The 18,165-nt window shown below is 73.1% G+C and carries 16 protein-coding genes; 7 read left to right on the top strand and 9 right to left on the bottom strand.

Translation table 11 applies throughout. The annotated features are described in order from the left end of the window. Together ACFVT2_RS04540 and ACFVT2_RS04535 are read left to right on the top strand one after the other, a co-directional pair. A complete protein-coding gene (locus ACFVT2_RS04540; protein ID WP_390012055.1) occupies window positions 1–1,269 on the top strand; it encodes an aminotransferase class I/II-fold pyridoxal phosphate-dependent enzyme in 1,269 nt (422 codons plus the stop codon). A 653-nt stretch (window positions 1,270–1,922) separates the two neighbouring features. Next, window positions 1,923–2,963, top strand: a complete 1,041-nt coding sequence (locus tag ACFVT2_RS04535; protein WP_390012251.1) for an MBL fold metallo-hydrolase — start codon at window positions 1,923–1,925, stop codon at window positions 2,961–2,963. Window positions 2,964–3,113: 150 nt separating this feature from the next. Here ACFVT2_RS04535 and ACFVT2_RS04530 read toward each other — a convergent pair whose 3' ends face one another. The 3 genes from ACFVT2_RS04530 to ACFVT2_RS04520 all read right to left on the bottom strand — a co-directional run bounded on the left by ACFVT2_RS04530 (window position 3,114) and on the right by ACFVT2_RS04520 (window position 5,728). After that, the gene (locus tag ACFVT2_RS04530) at window positions 3,114–3,791 is read right to left on the bottom strand and encodes a DedA family protein (RefSeq protein ID WP_390012248.1); all 678 of its coding nucleotides are present in this window, start codon (window positions 3,789–3,791) and stop codon (window positions 3,114–3,116) included. Between the two features lie 164 nt (window positions 3,792–3,955). After that, window positions 3,956–4,810, bottom strand: coding sequence for an MBL fold metallo-hydrolase (locus tag ACFVT2_RS04525; RefSeq protein WP_390012052.1), 855 nt, complete (start codon window positions 4,808–4,810; stop codon window positions 3,956–3,958). 156 nt (window positions 4,811–4,966) lie between these two features. Next, window positions 4,967–5,728: an SDR family oxidoreductase gene (locus tag ACFVT2_RS04520; protein WP_390012049.1), complete on the bottom strand. Its 762-nt coding sequence runs from the start codon at window positions 5,726–5,728 to the stop codon at window positions 4,967–4,969. A 510-nt stretch (window positions 5,729–6,238) separates the two neighbouring features. Between ACFVT2_RS04520 and ACFVT2_RS04515 the strand changes: the two genes are divergently transcribed. From ACFVT2_RS04515 to ACFVT2_RS04505, 3 genes are all read left to right on the top strand, one after another. After that, window positions 6,239–8,365, top strand: a complete 2,127-nt coding sequence (locus tag ACFVT2_RS04515) for a phage holin family protein (protein ID WP_390012046.1) — start codon at window positions 6,239–6,241, stop codon at window positions 8,363–8,365. Between the two features lie 442 nt (window positions 8,366–8,807). Then, a complete protein-coding gene (locus tag ACFVT2_RS04510) occupies window positions 8,808–10,205 on the top strand; it encodes an amino acid permease (protein WP_390012043.1) in 1,398 nt (465 codons plus the stop codon). Window positions 10,206–10,504: 299 nt separating this feature from the next. Next, window positions 10,505–10,906 (top strand): nuclear transport factor 2 family protein, encoded by a 402-nt coding sequence (locus tag ACFVT2_RS04505; RefSeq protein WP_390012040.1) that lies wholly within the window; start codon window positions 10,505–10,507, stop codon window positions 10,904–10,906. A 7-nt stretch (window positions 10,907–10,913) separates the two neighbouring features. On the opposite strand, the gene ACFVT2_RS04500 is transcribed toward ACFVT2_RS04505, so the two are convergent. Next, window positions 10,914–11,726, bottom strand: coding sequence for a helix-turn-helix domain-containing protein (locus tag ACFVT2_RS04500; protein WP_390012037.1), 813 nt, complete (start codon window positions 11,724–11,726; stop codon window positions 10,914–10,916). A 190-nt stretch (window positions 11,727–11,916) separates the two neighbouring features. Here ACFVT2_RS04500 and ACFVT2_RS04495 point away from each other — a divergent pair, with 190 nt between their 5' ends. Then, window positions 11,917–12,228 carry a 4a-hydroxytetrahydrobiopterin dehydratase gene (locus tag ACFVT2_RS04495; RefSeq protein WP_390012034.1) on the top strand — a complete coding sequence of 104 codons (312 nt, stop codon included), beginning with the start codon at window positions 11,917–11,919 and terminating at the stop codon, window positions 12,226–12,228. 11 nt (window positions 12,229–12,239) lie between these two features. On the opposite strand, the gene ACFVT2_RS04490 is transcribed toward ACFVT2_RS04495, so the two are convergent. Beyond that, window positions 12,240–13,160, bottom strand: a complete 921-nt coding sequence (locus ACFVT2_RS04490) for a YihY/virulence factor BrkB family protein (protein ID WP_390012031.1) — start codon at window positions 13,158–13,160, stop codon at window positions 12,240–12,242. A gap of 192 nt (window positions 13,161–13,352) precedes the next feature. Then, window positions 13,353–14,411, bottom strand: a complete 1,059-nt coding sequence (locus ACFVT2_RS04485) for a DUF1266 domain-containing protein (RefSeq protein WP_390012028.1) — start codon at window positions 14,409–14,411, stop codon at window positions 13,353–13,355. A gap of 131 nt (window positions 14,412–14,542) precedes the next feature. Here ACFVT2_RS04485 and ACFVT2_RS04480 point away from each other — a divergent pair, with 131 nt between their 5' ends. Then, window positions 14,543–15,484, top strand: a complete 942-nt coding sequence (locus ACFVT2_RS04480; protein ID WP_390012025.1) for a class I SAM-dependent methyltransferase — start codon at window positions 14,543–14,545, stop codon at window positions 15,482–15,484. Window positions 15,485–15,505: 21 nt separating this feature from the next. On the opposite strand, the gene ACFVT2_RS04475 is transcribed toward ACFVT2_RS04480, so the two are convergent. The 3 genes from ACFVT2_RS04475 to ACFVT2_RS04465 form a co-directional block, all read right to left on the bottom strand. Further along, window positions 15,506–15,817 (bottom strand): hypothetical protein, encoded by a 312-nt coding sequence (locus ACFVT2_RS04475; protein ID WP_390012023.1) that lies wholly within the window; start codon window positions 15,815–15,817, stop codon window positions 15,506–15,508. Window positions 15,818–16,215: 398 nt separating this feature from the next. Then, entirely contained in the window at window positions 16,216–17,001 is a 786-nt protein-coding gene (locus ACFVT2_RS04470; RefSeq protein ID WP_390012020.1) for a VOC family protein, read from the bottom strand. Window positions 17,002–17,314: 313 nt separating this feature from the next. Beyond that, entirely contained in the window at window positions 17,315–18,148 is an 834-nt protein-coding gene (locus ACFVT2_RS04465) for an aldo/keto reductase (protein ID WP_390012017.1), read from the bottom strand. Between the last annotated feature and the right edge of the window lie 17 nt (window positions 18,149–18,165).

Here is an 18,165-nt window from a genome sequence, read left to right as displayed (position 1 = left end):
ATGCAGCGGACCGCACCGGATCCGCAGCGGGAGCCGGACCCGGCCCCGCCGGCGGGCCTGCCGGTCCTCCCGGAACTCGCCGCGTACCTCTCCGCCGCCGCCGGTCGCACCGCCCTCGAACCCCCCGGCGGCTCCGAACCACTGCGCACCGCCGCCTGCGGCTACTGGGAGCGCCGCGGCCTGTTCACCCCCGCCGACCGGGTGCTCGCCGCCCCCGGGGCGGCCGTTCTGCTCCTCGCGCTGTACGCCGCGGCCGACGGTGCGGTGCTGCTGCCGCGGCCATGTGCCGAGTGGTACGCGCCGCCCGCCCGGCTGCTCGGCCGGCCGGTCCACTTGATGCCGGTGCCGGCCGAATCGGGTGGGTTGCCGGACCCGTTCGCGCTGCTGGAGACCGTACGACGGGCCCGGATGCACGGCGACACCCCGCGCGTTCTGGTGCTCTCCGTAGCCGACGATCCGACCGGCACCTGCCCGCCGCCGGAGCAACTGCACGAGGTGTGCGAGGCGGCGGCCGAGGAGGGGCTGTGGGTCATCAGCGACGAGTCGCGGCGGGATCTGCTGCACGATCCGCACGACACCGTGGTGCTCAGCCCCGCCGAGATGTTGCCCGGCGAGGTCGTGGTGCTGACCGATCTGCGGGCCGCGCTGCTGCCCGTCTCCTGGCCCGTTGCGCTGGCCCGTTTTCCGGGCACTCGCCGGGGCGCCGTCCTACGGGACGCAGTGTTCCGGACGCTCGCCCGGTTGCACACCCCGCTTTCCGGGCCGCTGGTCTGTGCGGTCACTCATGCGCTCGGTGAACCCGATGCCGTACGGGAGCGGACCGCGGCCGTCGCTCGGGTGTACGGGGCGCTCACCGGGGCGCTGTACCGCACGCTCACCGGGGCCGGTGCGCTCTGCCGCCCGCCGCATGCGGGCAGTCACGTCTACGCCGACCTCGAACCGTTGCGGCGGCCGCTCGGCGCCCATGGGATTGCCGGATCAGCCGCGTTGGAACGGGAGTTGGCGCCGTGGGCGGCCCGCGGCGGCCACCGCTTCGAGGACGCCTCGGACGCCCTGCGGGTGCGGCTGGGGGCGGCCGCCCTGCTCGGCGCCGACATGGAATTGCGACAGCGGGTGCTGGACGCGGCGGATCCCCTGGCACTGCCGCACGTGCGGGTGGGGTTGCGGAATCTGGAGCGGACGTTGGCCGAACTGGGCGGGCCGCGTCCGGACGGGCAGCGGTTCGCCGAGGGGCGGGGGCTGAACGCGGAGGGGGGCGAGGACAGCTGATCTGCCGGCCGCAGCGGTGTCCGGGGCAGCGGTGCGGCGCCGCTGCCGCTCCGGTTTCCCGGCCTTTCGTTGCCCGATCGCACCTCAGTTTCCGTTTCTGCCCGAGCTCCTGCCTTCACCTTCGTCTTCCCCTTCGCCTTCGCCTCTGTCCCCATCTCTTTCCCCACCTCTGTTTCCGTCTCCCTCTCCCTCTTCGCCTCTGTCTTCGTCTCCGTGTTCCCGCCGCAGCTCACCCGCCCGCCTCGTGACTCCGGTTCCGCCCGGCCATCGAATGGAGCCCCTGGATGACCGAACAGACCGAGCGCTCTCCCGCCGGACGCTCCCTGGACGAGCCCGCCCGCGCCGAGCAGCGTGCGGGTGCCGACGAACGTCAGGACGGCACCCGCCAGGCCGTTGACCGGCACGGAGTTGAGCGTCACGCCGACGCCCCGCACGCCGATGCCCTTCCCGCCGACGAGCTCAGCGCCAGCGATCTCAGCGTCAATGCCAGCGACCGCAGTGCCAGCGACCGCAGTGCCAGCGATCGCAGTGTCATCGACCACGGCGTCAACGATCGCAGTGCCAGCGACCGCGGCGTCATCGACCGGTCCGCCGGCGACCGTAGCGTCGTTGTCGGTGACCGTAACGCCGTTACAGAAGGGGTCGGTGGTGGAGTGGTCGCGGGTACAGCCGGGAACACCGCGACCGCGGCGCTCCCGGATACCGCGCCGCCGCTCGCCGAGCCGCGCCCCCTGGAGGAGCCCCGCACCTGGCCCCGGGACTTCACCGACCGGCTGACCGCGCCGCTGCCCGGTGTCCGTGCACTGGCCCGGATCGCGCGGGAGGGCAAGCTGCGCCCGTCTCCCGAGACGCTCCAGCAGATCCAGCAACTCCCCTTCGAGCCTGGCCCGATGCCGGACGTCGGGCCCGCGACCATCGCGCTGACCTGGGCCGGGCATGCCAGTTGGGTCATCCGGATCGGTGGACTGACCGTCCTCACCGACCCGGTCTGGTCCCGGAAGATCCTCGGTACGCCCGCCCGGGTCACCCCCGTGGGGGTCCGCTGGGAGGACCTGCCGTCGATCGACGCCGTCGTCGTCAGCCACAACCACTACGACCACCTGGACGCGCCGACGCTGAAGCGGCTGCCGCGCGACGTCCCGTTGCTGCTCCCCGCGGGGCTGGCGGCCTGGGCCCGACGGCGTGGCTTCACCCGCATCACCGACCTGGACTGGTGGGAGGCGGTGGAACTGCCCGGCCCCGAGGGCCCGGTGCGGATCGACTTCGTGCCCGCACACCACTGGAGCAAGCGGACGCTGACCGACACCTGCCGCTCCCTTTGGGGCGGCTGGGTGCTCACCGCCCCCGATGGACGGCGGATCCATTTCGCGGGGGACACCGGTTACGGCCACTGGTTCGAGGAGATCGGTCGCCGCTACCGGGACATCGACCTGGCGCTGCTGCCCATCGGGGCGTACGACCCGCGCTGGATGCTGCGGCCGGTGCACACCGACCCGGAGGAGGCCGTACGGGCCTGCCAGGACCTGGGCGCGCGGTTCCTGGCGCCGATGCACTGGTCGACGTTCCTGCTCTCCGCCGAACCGCCGCTGGAGCCGTTGCACCGCATCCGGGCCGCCTGGGCGGCGACCGGCCGCCCGCGGTCGGACCTGTGGGACCTCCCGGTGGGGGCGTCGCGGGTGCTGGAGGAACGCTGAGGGCTCTCGCGGTTCAGCTCACGGTGGCTCCGGTGAGGCGGTGGCTCGGCCGGCACCCCGCCCCGACGTCTCCGGCGACCAGCCCCGCTGTCCCGTTCGCCCATCACCCCACCACCTTCTCTCCCCCCTCCCCCTTCCCCCCCGTTCGCGTCAGCCGTCCTCTTCAGCTGTCCGGCCCTCGCTGTCCGCCGGTGTCGGGCGGAGGCGGCGCCACGCGGCCGGTGCGGCGCCGAACAGCACCGTGAGGCCGATCGCGGCGGCCACCCCCTGCCAGGGGTCGCGGAAGAGGGAGCCGCCCAGCAGGCCGATCAACTGGTACGTCGCCGCCCAGGCCAGGCAGGCCGGGAGGTCGCCGCGGGCGAAGCGCCGGGGTGGCATCGCGGCGAGCAGACAGGCCAGCATGATCGGGATCCGGCCGGCCGGGATCAGGCGGGAGACCACCAGCACCAGCACGCCGTGCTCCCGCAGCCGGTGTTGGGCCTGCGTCAGGTGTTCCGGTGCGGCGCGGGCCCGTAGCCGGGCCAGCCAGCGCGAACCGTTGCGGGAGCGGAAGCCGCGCCGCCCGAGCCAGTACAGACCCAGGTCCCCGAGGAACGCGGCGCACGACGCGACCACGAAGACGAACAGCAGGGCGAGCGGCGAACTGTGGTGGAAGGCGACCGCCGCGGCCGAGCTGACCACCGCGCCGGTGGGGACGACGGGCACCAGTGAGCCCAGCACCACCAGGAGGAACAGCGACGGGTAGCCCACCGCCTGCTGGGTCGCTTCCGGCGGGACGTGGGCGAGCACCTGGTGGAGGTCGTCAGCCAGCGTCGTGCCGTTCAACATCGTGCCGTTCAACATCGAGCCGTTCAACGTCGCGCCGTTCAGAGTCGTGCCGTTCAACATCGTGCTGCTCAGCGTCGTGCCGGCCGGTGTGGTCCCGTCCGGTGTGGTCCCGGTCAGTGTCGTGCTGGCCAGTGTCGCGGCGGTCAGTGCGCTTCCGGTGGGCGTCATCGGGTGATCCTCGGACGCACCGACTCGCCGTGCCCGAGCCGGTGCACCGTGATCTCCGGCGCGACCAGCGCGGTCTGCCGCTCGAACTCCTGGCCCGGCGCGTGGAACTCGTGAGGCCGCACGGCGTCCAGTCCGATCGGCCAGTACGTGCCGTAGTGCACCGGCACGGCGCTGCACGGTGCCAGCCGGGCGGCGGCCACCGCGGCCCGCCGGGCGTCCAGATGACCGTGGCCGAGGAACGGTCCCCAGCCGCCCACCGGCAGCAGCGCCACCTCGCACGGCCCGACCTCGTCCGGCAGTTCCGGGAACAGCCCGGTGTCGCCGGCGAAGTAGGTGCGGGCCGTGCCGTGGATGACGTAGCCGAGGGCGGGGACGCGGTGCGGCCCGTAGGGGAGCCGGCGGCCGTCGTGCGCGGCGTGCACCGCGCGGATGGTCAGAGTGCGGGGGGTGGTCGTGCCGGCAGGGCCCACGACGGTGGTGCTCGGACCTGCGGTCGGGGACTCCAGGGCCGGGCTGATGGGGCACTCCTCACCCGGCCGCAGTTCGATGACCGGCAGGCCCCTGGCCGCCGCCACCCGGCGCAGGCCCGGTACGGCGGCCGGCGCGCCCTGCGGCACGATCAGCCGGGTGCCGGGGGCGAGCCGGGCCAGCGAGGCCGGGTGCAGGTGGTCGGCGTGCAGGTGGGAGATCAGGACCGCGTCGGCGCGGGCCGCCTCGGGCGGTGGCAGTGCGCCCCGCCGGCGGCGCAGGTGGGCGAGCCGGGCCACGAACAGCGGGTCGGTCAGCATCCGTACACCGGAGTCCTCGACCGTCACGGTGGCATGTCCCCACCAGGTGACCTCCACCGACACGCTCCGTCCACCTCCCGGCCAGGCCGGCCGCTTGCCGCCCCGACGTCCGATGTGCCTGTAGCCGCTCCGTGCCCGCGGCCGCTGTTCCCGCTCAGAGGCTGCGCAGATGGGCGTGGTCGGGATGCCGTCGCCGATGTTGCGCAGTTGCTAGTTGCGTCACAGGGTGCGTAGGGCGCCGCCATCGATGTGGATCATGGTGCCCGTGATGTAGGACGCTGTCGGCGACAGGATGACAGCAGCCATGCGGCCGAACTCCTCCGGCGTGCCGTAGCGGCGCAGTGGGATTTCGGCTGTCCGTTCGGCGCGTGCTCGCTGCGGATCGTCGTTGGCCTGCTCCAGGCTTTTGAGGCGATCGGTTGCTATGGAGCCGACGACGAAGCCGTTGACTCTGATGCCACGCGGCCCGAGCTCATCGGCCAGTGTCTTGGCTGCCATGGCGAGCCCTGGGCGTAGGCCGTTGGACACGCTCATGTTCGGCCAGGGGGACTTCACTGACAAGGACAGCACAAAACCGATCGCCCCGTCAGGCGGGAGTACTGGTGCGGCGGTGCGGGCGAAGCGCAACGCGCCGAGGAAGACCGACTCGAAGGAGTCCCGCCATTGGTCATCCGTAATCGTGGTGATCGGGCCGGTGGGCGGCCCGCCTACGCTGATCAGTACGCCGTCCAGGCGGCCGAACCGATCAAGGGCGGCGGCTACCAATTGGTCGGCGGCCTGGACGTCGGCATTGTCGGCGGCTATGCCCAGGGCGTGTTCCGGGCCGCCCAACATCGCCACAGCCTCGTCCACCGCGTCCTGGCTGCGCGAGGAGACGACCACCCGAGCCCCCTCGGCAACCAGAGTGCGGGCGGCGGCCAACCCAAGGCCCTTGGTCCCGCCGGTGATCAGGAAAACTCTGTCGTAAATCCTCAAGTCCATGGATTCTCCACCGTGTTCGGGAGCGAAGATCGCTCCGGGCTTGTGCCACCACCTGAGTTAAGCCCCGCACCATCCCGCATTGCAAGAACTGCATCTCACCATACGGGCGTGGGGTCTACGGGCGACGGGCGGGGCGATGAATCCAGCGGTAGTCGGCCCAAGAGCGACGGATGAGACTGCGGATGGTGATGAAGGCATCCGCAAGGTCCTTACCGCTCCCCACCTACCGGTCCCTGCCGGTCCCTACCGGTCCTCCCTCATCGCTCGGGAAACAGGTGCCGGGGCCACCACCCACTCGCCGTCCCTCCGGCGCGGCACCGCCCACCGCACCACGCCCCCCCCGGCAACGCCCGCACCCCGCCACAGCTTTATGACACCCGACCCCTCTATGACACCCGGCCGCTTTATGACCCCCAGGCGTTTTATGACACCCGCCCGCTTTGATGACACCCTTGGCCGGAATGCCCGCCCGGCCGGTGCGGCGGGCCGGAGTGCGGAGGACGGGACGGCGTGCGGACCGCGCGGTGGAAGGCCCTCGGCGGCGCCCTCCTGAGGGTGCTGGCCGTCTGGGTGGTCTCCAGTCTGACCTTGCTCGCCCTGGCCGTGGTGCTGCCCGACTTCCGGCTCCAGGCCGCCGGCGGTGACAGTCTCACCCGCACCGCGTTCACCGCGGTGCTCGGCGCCGGCGCGTTCGGCCTGCTCAGTGCCCTGGTGTGGCCGCTGCTGGTGCGCGCGTTGCTGTTGGTGCCGGCGCTGGTGCTCGGGTTGTTGGTGTTCTTCCTCAACGGTTCGTTGCTGCTGGTCGCGCTGGACGTGATTCCGGAGGGGCGGGGGCAGACCACGCCGGAGACCGCGGTGATCGTCGCGGCGGTGATGTCCGCGGCGTCGTCGGCGACCTCCACCTTCCTTGCGGTGCGCAACGACGAGGCGTACCGGCGCCGGCTGGTGCGGCTGGCCGGCCGGCGCGGGAGGCGGGCCGGTGCGGACCGCGGACCGGCCACGCCGGGGACGGTCTTCCTCCAACTCGACGGCGTCGGCCACGACGTCCTGCGGGCGGCGACCCGCGGCGAGCGGCCGCTGATGGCGCACGTCGCCCGCTGGATCGACACCACCCACCGGCTCACCCCGTGGCACACCGACTGGTCCAGCCAGACCGGCGCCAGTCAACTCGCCATCCTGCACGGCAGCAACGAGGACCTGCCCGCCTTCCGCTGGTACGAGAAGGAGTCCGGCGACCTCATCGTCAGCAACCGGCCCAGCAGCGCCGCCGAACTCCAGCGCAGGGCCGTCGCCCGCACCGGCGACGAGGGGCTGCTCGCGTACGACGGCGCCAGCCGCGGCAACCTCTTCAGCGGCGGCGCCGACCAGGTCGCCCTGGTCATGTCGGTGGCTGCCCGGCGCGGCCGGTACAACCGCTCCCGGGCCGGCTACTTCGCGTACTTCTCCGACCCGGCCAACGCCACCCGGACCGCGGTCTCGTTCGGCGCCGAGGTCCTCCGGGAGATCGGCCAGGCGCTGCGCAGCCGCTGCCGCCGCGAGCGCCCGCGGGTCAAGCGCGGCGGCCTCTACCCGGTCATCCGGGCCTTCGCGACCGTCGTCGAGCGGGACGTGGTGGTGGCGGCCGTCGTCGGCGACATGCTGGCCGGCCGTACGGCGGTCTACGCCGACCTGGTCGCCTACGACGAGGTGGCCCACCACTCGGGGCCCACCCACCGCGACACCCACCAGGTACTGCGCCGACTCGACCGGTGCATCGCGCTGATCGCCGAGGCGGCCCGGCACGCGCCCCGGCCGTACCGGATCGTGCTGCTCTCCGACCACGGCCAGAGCCCCGGCGCGACCTTCCGGGACCGCTACGGGCTGACCCTGGGCGACCTGGTCCGCGCCGGGTGCGGGCTGCCGGTCCGCCGGCGGGCCGGGCGCACCCCCAGCGGCGCCGAGGCCCGGGAGGCCGCGCGGGCGGCGCTGGGCCGGCCCGAGGGCGCGGCGGACGGGGACCGGCGCGGTGCGCACCCGGTCGTCCTGGCCTCCGGCAACCTCGGCCTGGTGTCCTTCCCGGACGTCCCCGACCGGATCACCCGCGAGGAGTTGGACAGCCGCCACCCGGCGTTGCTCGGCACCCTCGCCGGCCACCCGGGCGTCGGCTTCGTCCTCGTCCGGTCGGCCGTGCACGGCGCGGTGGCGCTGGGCCCGGACGGCGGTGAGCACCACCTCGACACCGGGCGGGTCATCGGTGCCGACCCGCTGGCGCCCTTCGGGCCCGGTGCGGTCGACGCGGTCCGCCGCACCGATCGGTTCCCGCACGTCGCCGACCTCATGATCAACTCCGCCTGCGATCCGGCGACCGGCGCGGTGCACGCCTTCGAGGAACAGATCGGTTCGCACGGCGGGCTGGGCGGCCCGCAGAGTCGGCCCTTCCTCCTCTGGCCCGCGGAACTGACCCCGCCGGTTCCCGACGGGGCGCCGCTGACCGGCGCCGAGCAGGTCCACCAGGTGCTGCGCCGCTGGCTGCGGGAGGTGGACGGCCCGCAACTGCCCGTCGGCGCGGCGGCGGAGGAGCCGCACCGGCCGCCCGAACCGGAGCCCAACGGCCTGCGGCGCAAGTCCGGCCCGCCCGAAGGCGCCTGCGCACCGTAGCGACGTCCTACGGGCCGCGTTGTGCACCTCGTCCCGGCACGGCTGAAAGGGACCCCACCCGGACCGCGTCCGCCGCACAGCGGTGACCGCAGCCGCCAGGACGACGTTCGCGGGCACCCAGCGGGCACCCAGCGGGCACCCAGCGGGCACCCAGCGGGCACCCAGCGGGCACCCAGCGGGGCCGAGGACCGCTCGCCGGTTCGGGCATCGTCCGTCCGGCAGTCACGCGCCGCCACCGAAGATATTCGCCCGGCCGGCGGGGCTGACAGGACGATTCGCGGCGATTTTGAGCGGTGCGCGCCGCCGGTGACGATAGGCCCAGCCGGCACCCCGGCGAGCCAGCACGATGAGAGACGCGTCACACACCATGCACCGCGATCCCACCGCAGAGGCCACCCCTACCGCCTCTGACCTGCACGATTCATCAAAGCGTCCGTTCCGGATGAACTTGATGACCGCTACCGCCCTGGTGATGGGCAACATCATCGGCGGCGGCATCTTCCTGCTGCCGGCCTCGGTCGCCCCGTTCGGCACCATCAGCCTGGTCGCCTTCGGCGTCCTCACCCTCGGGGCGATCTCGCTCGCCCTGGTCTTCGGGCGGCTCGCCCAGCGCCACCCGGACACCGGCGGGCCCTACGTGTACGCCCGCGAGGCGTTCGGCGACTTCGCCGGGTTCCTCTCCGCCTGGTCGTACTGGACGATGACCTGGGTCAGCAACGCCGCGCTGGCGGTGGCCGCCGTCGGCTACGTCCACGTGCTCCTCCCCGGCCACGCGTCCCGGGGCGTCGACCTGATGGTGGCGCTGGGCGCGCTGTGGCTGCCGGCCCTCGCCAACCTCGCGGGCACCCGGTACGTCGGCGTGGTCCAACTGGTCTCCACGGTCCTGAAGTTCGTGCCGCTGCTGTTCATCGCGGTCGTCGGACTGTTCTTCTTCGACCCGCACAAGCTCGGGGCTTTCCACGAGGGCGGCGGCAGCACCCTCGGCGGGCTGTCCGCGGCGGCCGCGATCCTCCTCTACAGCTACGTGGGCGTGGAATCGGCCGCGATGAGCGCCGGCGAGGTCCGCGACCCCGAGCGCAACGTGGGCCGGGCCACCGTCCTGGGCACCATCGGTGCCGCCGTCGTGTACCTCCTGGGCACGGTGTCGGTCTTCGGCACCGTCCCCCACGACAAGCTGGTCAACTCCAAGGCGCCGTTCTCCGACGCCGTGGACGCGATGTTCGGCGGTCACTGGGGCGGTACGGTCATCGCGGCCGCCGCCGTGATCTCCATCGTCGGCGCGCTCAACGGCTGGACGCTGATGAGCGCCCAGTCCCCGTACGCCGCCGCCAAGGACGGGCTCTTCCCGGCCGCCTTCCTCACCAAGCGGCGCGGGGTGCCGACCTTCGGCGTGCTCGCCGCCGCCGTGCTGGCCACCGCCCTCACCGTGATCAACTACTTCATCGGCAGCGGCGGCGTCTTCGAGATCCTGGTGCTGATCACCACCTTCTCGGCCACCGTTCCCTACCTCCTCGCCGCCGGCGCGCAGATCTACTTCCTGCTCAGCGGCCGCCGCGACCGGGTCCGTCCCGGTCGCTTCGCCCGTGACCTGGCCCTCGCGCTGATCGCCTTCGGCTTCACCTTCTGGCTGGTGGCCGGCGCCGGCTACGCGGCGATCTACCAGGGCGTGCTGTTCCTCTTCGCCGGGATCCTGGTGTACGCGCTGATGGCGGCCCGCCGCTCGGCGGACCGCCAACGCCGGGCGGACGCGGCCGCGGACGCTTCCGAGGAGCCGGCGGCGGAGGCATCCGAGGCCGCCCCGGCGGAGCCGGCCGTGAGCGCCGGCGCCGCGGCGAACTAGCCGCCCCGACCGGCCCCGCCCGGACCGTACTGCCCCTGGCCGCACTGCTGCGACCAGGGGCATTACTTTGCACGTAATCGACCCGCGCCCGCCGCTCCGGCAGAGTCGAGGCATCGGTTCACGGACCGGCGCACTCCGGCCCGTGAACCGGTGCTGACACTGCTGACACCCCGTCAGTCATGTGTCGGCCGGATGCCAACCGGATGCCAACCGGATTCGCGCCGGATGCGTACCGAGTCCGGTTCGGATCCGAACCGGATGCGTACCGGATACCCGACGGATATCGCCAGGAGTTCGAGATGTCACAGAACGTGCAGCAGGGTTCCCCCGAGCAGGCCATCGACCACGCGGCCGCCGTCGAGCGGTACCTGGCGGCGTGGAACGCCACCGAGGAGGGCGCGCGGGACAAGGCCGTCGCCGCGGCCTTCACCGAGGCGGCCACCTACACCGACCCGCTGGCCGACGTCGCCGGGCAGGACGGGCTCGCGGCGTTGATCGCCGGGGCGCACCAGCAGTTCCCGGGCTTCGTGTTCCGGCCGCTGGGTGCGGTGGACGGGCACCACGACATCGCGCGGTTCGGCTGGGAGCTGGTCGCGCCGGACGGGTCGGCGCCGGTCGCCGGGTTCGACGTGGTGCGGCTGGCCGGGGACGGCCGGATCGCGTCGGTGCTCGGCTTCCTGGACCGCGTACCGGCGGCCTGAAACGTCCTTACTCGGCCACTTTCCGTAGATGCGCGGCCGTTTCGGGGTCGGCGGGCAGGAACGCCTCCAGCGCCAGCTCCGAAACGGTCACGTCCATCGGTGTGTTGAAGGTGGCGATGGTGGAGAAAAAGGACAGCACCGTGCCGCGGTGCTCGATCACCAGCGGCAGGGCGAACGGCGGGTGTTCGCCCGTGGTCGCGGGCTCCCGTCCGCCGTCCGGCAACGGGTAGGAGCGGAGCTCGTCGTGCAGCGCGCGCAGCGGTGCCGACCTCATCAGCGCCAACTGCCGGTCCAGTTGGGCGAAGAGATGCTCCCGCCACTCCAGGAAGTTGTGGATGCGGGGGGCCATGCCGCGCGGGTGGAGGGTGAGCCGCAGGGCGTTGACCGGCGGCCGGAGCAGTTCCGGATCGACGCCGTCCAGCAGCACGCCGAGGCCCTGGTTGGTCGCCTGCACGTGGTACATCCCGTCGACCACCAGGGCGGGGTACGGGTCGTAGCCGGCCAGCAGCCGCTCCATGCCGGCCCGGAGCGCGGACATCGACGGGTCGTCCAGCGGGGTCTCCGGGAAGGCGGGGGCGTAACCGGCCGCGATCAGCAGGGCGTTGCGCTCACGGACCGGTACGTCGAGGTGTTCGGCCAGCCGCAGCACCATCTCCTGACTCGGGCGGGAGCGGCCGGTTTCGATGAAGCTGATGTGGCGGGCCGAGGAGTCGGCGCGCAGTGCCAGTTCCAGCTGGCTGATCCGGCTCCGGTCGCGCCATTCCCGCAACAGGGTGCCCACACCCGTGGTTTCCGGCGCGGACGCCGTAGCAGTCGTCATGGGGGCGACGGTAGCCGACCTGCCAGGCGTTACCTGCGGTAACTTCGGCGTTCGGCGGCCGGCGCAGCGGCCCGCGGCGCACCGGCCGCCCCACCCGCCCCCGGTGGCCGGACGCGGAACCGCCCCCGGCATGCCAGGCTGGAACTGCCGCGACCCCAGCGGCGGCGACCGGCACACGGCGGGAGGCGTCATGAACGCGCAGGTGGAACCACTCGACGACGCGGAGATCGAGGACCGCCTCATCGATCTCCCCGGCTGGACGGTCGACAGCGAGCGGCTGAACCGCAGCTACCGCTTCGACCGGCACTTCCAGGCCGCCGCGATGGTCATCCACATCGCCCAGATCCAGGAGGAGTTGGGCCACCACGCCGACCTGACCCTCACCTACAACCAGGTCACCGTCGCGGTCAACACCCACAGCATCGGTGGCCGGATCACCCACCTCGACTTCGGCCTGGCCCGCCGCATCGAGGAGATCGCCGCGGGCCACGGCGCCCGCTGACCGGCCCGCAGTCAGCTCGGACGGCGCGGCCTGACGACCCGCCCGGCCCGCGCCAGCTCCACGTTGAACTGCGCACCGGACAGCAGCGACAGGTTGGAGAACCACAGCCAGATCAGGAACACCACCGGCCCGGCCAGCGACCCGTACAACCGGTTGAAGGTGCCGACGTACGACGCGTAGAACGCGAAGCCCGCCGACGACACCAGCCACAGCAACACCGCCAGCACCCCGCCCGGCCCGGCCCGCCGCACCCCGCGGGAATACGGCGGCCCGGACCGGAACAGCACCATCGCCAACACGGTCGCCAACACCAACAACAGCGGCCACTGGAACACGTTCCACAGCGTCTCGCCGACCTCGCCGAACCCCAGCGCCCGGCCCAGCGCGGTCGCGACCGGACCACTCACCAGCAGCGCCACCGCACTGCAGATCAGCAGCGCCATCAGCAGCAGCGAGGTCACGATGATCCGCGGCGCCTTCCGCCACGGCGGCCGGTCGTCCTTCGTCCGGTGCATCGCGTGCAGCGCCCGCCGGAACACCGCCAGATAACTGCACGACGACCACAGCGCACTGACCGCCGCACCGCCCACCACCACCCAGGCAGCGGTGCGCTGGTGCGCCATGACCACCAGCGCGTGCCGGACCGTCACCCCCGACTCGGCCGGCGCGATCGAGCTGAGCCGGTTGATCAACTGCTCGGTACCGGCCGGATCGGCCAGCCCGATCAGCGAGATGGTGAGGATCGCCGACGGCAGCAGCGCCAGCACCGAGTAGTACGTCAGGCTCGCCGCGTAGTCCGTTACGTCGTCGTGCCAGACGGACAGCGGCGTCCGGCGCAGCGCCGTGCGGTACCGCCTCCAGCGCGACCGGCCGGCCGGGAGCTTGGGCCCGGTCCGCACCGGGGCCGTGGACGGTGCGGCCTCAGCCCCCATGCCGGACCTCCGCCGCCCCGGTCCGCCGCCGCCCGACGCCCGCCATACCGCTCCCGCCCATGTCGCATCCGTCCTCTGTGCCGTACTGGTCCGGCATCGTCCCGGTCCCCGGTCCTGCATCATGCCCCGGCGCGGCGGCCGCCAGCGACGAGAGGGCCGCCCGGTCGCCCGGCGGGCGCCGCCGCGGCCACGTCAGCCGAACGGCAGGGCCCGCCACGGGGACGCCGGATCCTGCGTCAGCACCCGGTGGAGGTGCACCGCCTCGGCGTACGCCGGCCCGAACCAGCCGTTGTCGAACGCCAGCGCCCGCCCCAGCGCGTAGCCCGCGGCGAACTCCTCCCACGAGCCGTAGACCTCCGCGGCCCGGGCCGCCACCCGCGTCACCGCCTGCTCGGCCTGCGGCGGCGCGCACAGCTGCGCGCCCAGGCCCCAGCGGACCAGGCCCACCGCATGCGCCAGGTCCAGCGCGGCCAGCGACCCCACCCGGCCCTCGGCCGGCAGCAGCCCGTCCGTCCGGAACCGCGCCTCGTACCGGTCCACCAGCTCCGGGACCGCGGGCGCCGCACCACCGTCGGCCGGTGCGTCCCCGGCGGACCCCGTGCCGGACCCCCCGGCGCGGGCGCGCAGCGCCGCCTCGATCTCCGCCGGCACGAACTGCCCGCCGAGCAACTGGTCGAACCGCTGCTGCCAGCTCACCGGATCGACCACCGACCACTGCGCGCGCAGCGTCTCCGCGTCCGTCGAGTAATCCAGGAACGCCGTCCCCAACTCGTTCCAGGGCACGCTGTGGTGCACTGCGAGCGGCGCCCCGCAGGCCAGTCCCTGCGCCACCGGACCGTGCAGCGGCCCTCCGTGGAGGGTGACCAGCAGCCCGCCCGGCCGCACCCCCACCTGCGCCCGCATCCGCAGCCAGCCGGCGCGGTGGGCCGGCGTCGCGAACAGGTACGAGGCGAACGGAGTGCCCGGATTGATCGCCAGCCGCCACTTGTCGTTGGGCCAGTCCTGGGCCAGCTCCTCGACCGAGACCCGGTCGAAAAACCGCTGCGGTTCCCAGGGCGGCAGCATGCCGCGCGTCAGCACGGGAATGCACTTACCGCCCGCCACCGGATCGTCGTAGACGGGCAGCGGATCCTGCCCCTGCTGCGGCACCGCCAGATACAGATCCTCACCGGCGATCGCCGCGACCTGTCGGTCCCCGTCCCCACGTGCCATTGCCTCGTACAGCCGCCGCTCGGTCTCCGTCGGCGGCATCCATCCCGGAGTACCCACAGGCCAAGACCCTACGGTGACCCCGCCCCCGGCCGGAACCAGGGGCCGCGGCCGGGCCGCCGGACCGGGCCGGCCGCTTGCCGGAGACCACCCCGTATCGGAGGCTCGATGCCATGAGCAGTCACGACCACCCCGTGCCCGGGCAGCTGCACCGCGCCGCCGACCAGGACGGCGCCGCCATCGACTGGGAAGTGCTCGGCCCGCACCTCGAACGGGGCGCCGCCATCCAGACGCCGCTCTACGAGCAGGCCGCCGCCTGGCTCCGCGCACTGCTCGCCCCCGACGGCCCCGACGATGGTCCGGCGGGCACGGTGACCGTCCGCCGCATCCTGGACGTCGGCAGCGGCCCCGGCGTCGTCAGCTGCCTGCTGGCCCGGGCCTTCCCGGACGCCGAGGTGTGCGCGGTGGACGCCACGGAGGCCCTGCTGGCCCGGGCCCGCGCCCGCGCCGGGCGGCTCGGGCTGGCCGACCGGATCCACACCCACTGCGCAGAGGTCCCGCAGGGCCTCGACTCGCTCGGCGGCGCCGACCTCATCTGGTCGAGCAAGGCGCTGCACCACATCGGGGACCAGCGCGGCGCGGTGGCCGCCCTCGCCGGCCACCTACGGCCCGGCGGACTGCTCGCGGTCTGCGAAGGCGGCCTCGCCCCGCGGTTCCTGCCGCGCGACATCGGCATCGGCCGCCCGGGACTCCAGGCCCGGCTGGACGCGGCCGCCGAGGACTGGTTCACCGACATGCGGGCCGCTCTGCCCGACGCCACCGACACCCTGGAGGACTGGCCCGCCTTCCTGGCCAACGCAGGTCTGCGCACGCCGCGCACCCGCAGCTTCCTGCTGGACCTGCCGGCGCCGCTCGCCGCCGACGTCCGGCACTACATCCAGGCCAATCTCAGCCGCGCCACCGAGCACTACGGCGACCAACTGGACCCCGACGACCTGAGCACCCTCACCCGACTCACCGATCCCTACGACCCCGCCGGCATCACCCGCCGCCCGGACGTCTTCCTGCTCTCCGCGCAGACCGTGCACACCGCCCGCGCGCAGGAGCAGCCGTAGCGCCGGCGGTCGACCGCCCGGTCAGCTGTGCTTGGTGGTGTATACGCAGACCACCACCAGCCCCGGCGACGGGAAGGTCGCCGTCGACGAAGGCGACCCGGTGCCGGCGGTCGGCGGCGGTGCCGGTGTGGGCGTCGGCGACGGTGTGGGCGGGCAGTGTCTGGACGGCGAGCCCGGGCCGCCGCCGTGCGGCCACGCGGCGGGCGACGGCTTCACCCGCGCCCCCTCGCCCCGGCCGCCCGCCGGCTCGGTGAACATCAGCGTCCCCGCACCCCCGGCCACCACCAGCACCGCCCATACGGCCACCATCCACCGCTTGGTCCGCCCCGACATCGCCAACTCCCCCTGGTTTCCCCGTCCGCGCACACCACCGGACGTCTCGTACCGCCGCTCGGACGCCCCGGACAGGCGAACGTCCCGGAATCCGAACGTGCGAACGTATGAGCGCGTCTGCCCGGATGGTATGCCGAGCGCCCCCGAGTGTCCGCGAGATCACCGAACCCGACCCGGACCCGGCCCCGAACACCGCCTGACGCACCATCAATTACGGCTCACCAAAGCCAAGTTGACGCACTATCTCGGCGTCCCGCGCAACGCCGAATCGACGTCACACACCGAAGACGAAGCCGGCGAAGACGACGACGATGACGACGAAGACGACGACGTGGCGCACCGTTGCCGTCCCGTCGGCGAGAGGGCCGTGCCGTCGGTGGGAGGGCCGTCCTCCGGCCTCACTCCATCGGCTTCGGGTGGATCATCGCGAAGACCGCGCCCTGCGGGTCGGTCACCACGGCCATCCGGCCGGCGATCATGTCGAACGGCTCCATGATCGCGCTGCCGCCGGCCGCGGCGACCTTGGCGACCGCCGCATCGGTGTCCGCCACCGCGAAGTACGTCAGCCAGTGCGAGGGCGTATCGGCCGGCAGGTGCTCCGGCATCGGCTGCATGCCGCCCACGGGACGGCCGTCCACCTGGAGCGCGTAGTAGTGCTCGGCGCCCTCCATCGTGGCGGATTCGATGCCGAAGGCCGCGCGGTAGAAGGCGGAAGCGGCCGACCGGTCGGTGGTGCTGAGCTCGTTCCAGATCAGCGCGCCGGTCTCGTTGACGACCCCGGCGCCCGGGAAGTCGAGCGGCTGCCAGACGCCGAAGACCGCCCCGGTCGGGTCGGCGGCGATGAACATCCGGCCGAGGGACATCACGTCCATGACGGGCATCAGCACGGTGCCGCCGGCGGACGCCACCGAACGTTGGCTGGCCTCCGCGTCGGCGCTGGTCAGATAGGTGGTCCAGACGGTCGGCGGGGCGGGTTGGTCGCCCATCGCGACCGCGGCCATGATGCCGGCCACGGGTTTCCCGTTCAGCTGGCAGACCGCATAACCGCCGGTCTCCGGAGGACCGATCTCCCCGGTCCAGCCGAGGAGGCCGGAGTAGAAGTCGATGGCGGCCTTCTGGTCGGGGGCCGCGAGATCGATCCAGCAGGGCGTCCCGGGTGCGTAGGGAGTGGTGACGTCGGGCATCGGTGCCTCCTCGGAGCGGAGTGGTAGCTGCCCAGCGGCAGCCGCCCCGGCGGCCGGTTCCGCTGCGGCCGCCCCTTTCCACATTTGCCGCCGCCCGCCGACCCCGCCACTCGGGGCCGCGTCCCGGCGGCCCGCTCCGGCGCGGCGCCACGCCGCCCACCGCCCCGGCCACCCGGGCCGCCCCGGCATACGGCGGCGCCGCCCGCCCCCGACGGGACGGACGGCGCCACACCGCACCACGCACGCGACACCGGGCCAGGCCCCGGGTCGGACACCCGGGGGAGGCGCCCCCAGGTCGCGCCGCGATCGAGCCTCAGGCCACCTCGAACGTGGCCGGGTCGGGGCCGAGGCGCTTACCGGAGTCCAGGCCGGCCAGGGCCGACAGGTCGGCGTCGTCCAGCTCGAAGCCGAAGACGTCGAAGTTCTCCCGGATCCGCGACGGGGTGGCGGACTTGGGGATGACCACGTTGCCGAGCTGGAGGTGCCAGCGCAGGACCACCTGGGCCGGGGTCTTGCCGTGCTTCGCGGCGATCTTGGCGATCGCCGCGTCCGCCAGCAGGCCCTTGCCCTGCCCCAGCGGCGACCAGGCTTCGGTCGCGATGCCGTGCCGGGCGTGGAAGGCGCGGGACTCGGCCTGCTGGAGCTGGGGGTGCAGCTCGATCTGGTTGACCGCCGGGACGACGGAGGTCTCGCCGAGCAGCCGCTCCAGGTGGGCGGGGAAGAAGTTGGAGACGCCGATGGCCTTGGCGCGGCCGTCCGCGTAGATCTTCTCGAACGCCTTGTACGTGTCGACGTAGGTGTCGCGGGAGGGCAGCGGCCAGTGGATGAGGTACAGGTCGACGTACTCCAGCCCGAGCTTGGCGAGCGAGGTGTCGAACGCGCGCAGGGTGGAGTCGTAGCCCTGCTCGGAGTTCCAGAGCTTGGTGGTGACGAAGAGTTCCTCGCGCGGGATGCCGGAGGCGGCGAGGGCTTTGCCGGTGCCCTCTTCGTTGCCGTAGATCGCCGCGGTGTCGATGCTGCGGTATCCGGCCTCAAGGGCGTGGCCGATGGCGGCGAACGCCTCGTCGTCGGGGATCTGCCAGACACCGAAACCGAGCTGGGGCATCGTGACGTCGTTGTTGAGCGTGATGGACGGAACCGTGCTCACGGGGGATTCGATCCTTA

This window comes from Streptomyces sp. NPDC058000, assembly GCF_042886435.1.
In the GTDB taxonomy this organism is placed as follows: Bacteria; Actinomycetota; Actinomycetes; order Streptomycetales; family Streptomycetaceae; genus Streptomyces.
The sequence above is the reverse complement of the archived record's forward strand: the minus strand, read 5'-3'. Positions and strand labels throughout refer to the sequence as shown.

What these genes read in the sequence shown, in the direction of transcription:
- ACFVT2_RS04540 (WP_390012055.1), top strand. Translation starts at nt 1, where the DNA reads ATGCAGCGGACCGCACCGGATCCGCAGCGGGAGCCGGACCCGGCCCCG.
- ACFVT2_RS04530 (WP_390012248.1), bottom strand. Translation starts at nt 3,791, where the DNA reads ATGTTGAACGGCACGACGCTGGCTGACGACCTCCACCAGGTGCTCGCC.
- ACFVT2_RS04520 (WP_390012049.1), bottom strand. Translation starts at nt 5,728, where the DNA reads ATGGACTTGAGGATTTACGACAGAGTTTTCCTGATCACCGGCGGGACC.
- ACFVT2_RS04510 (WP_390012043.1), top strand. Translation starts at nt 8,808, where the DNA reads ATGAACTTGATGACCGCTACCGCCCTGGTGATGGGCAACATCATCGGC.
- ACFVT2_RS04505 (WP_390012040.1), top strand. Translation starts at nt 10,505, where the DNA reads ATGTCACAGAACGTGCAGCAGGGTTCCCCCGAGCAGGCCATCGACCAC.
- ACFVT2_RS04500 (WP_390012037.1), bottom strand. Translation starts at nt 11,726, where the DNA reads ATGACGACTGCTACGGCGTCCGCGCCGGAAACCACGGGTGTGGGCACC.
- ACFVT2_RS04495 (WP_390012034.1), top strand. Translation starts at nt 11,917, where the DNA reads ATGAACGCGCAGGTGGAACCACTCGACGACGCGGAGATCGAGGACCGC.
- ACFVT2_RS04490 (WP_390012031.1), bottom strand. Translation starts at nt 13,160, where the DNA reads ATGGGGGCTGAGGCCGCACCGTCCACGGCCCCGGTGCGGACCGGGCCC.
- ACFVT2_RS04485 (WP_390012028.1), bottom strand. Translation starts at nt 14,411, where the DNA reads ATGCCGCCGACGGAGACCGAGCGGCGGCTGTACGAGGCAATGGCACGT.
- ACFVT2_RS04480 (WP_390012025.1), top strand. Translation starts at nt 14,543, where the DNA reads ATGAGCAGTCACGACCACCCCGTGCCCGGGCAGCTGCACCGCGCCGCC.
- ACFVT2_RS04475 (WP_390012023.1), bottom strand. Translation starts at nt 15,817, where the DNA reads ATGTCGGGGCGGACCAAGCGGTGGATGGTGGCCGTATGGGCGGTGCTG.
- ACFVT2_RS04470 (WP_390012020.1), bottom strand. Translation starts at nt 17,001, where the DNA reads ATGCCCGACGTCACCACTCCCTACGCACCCGGGACGCCCTGCTGGATC.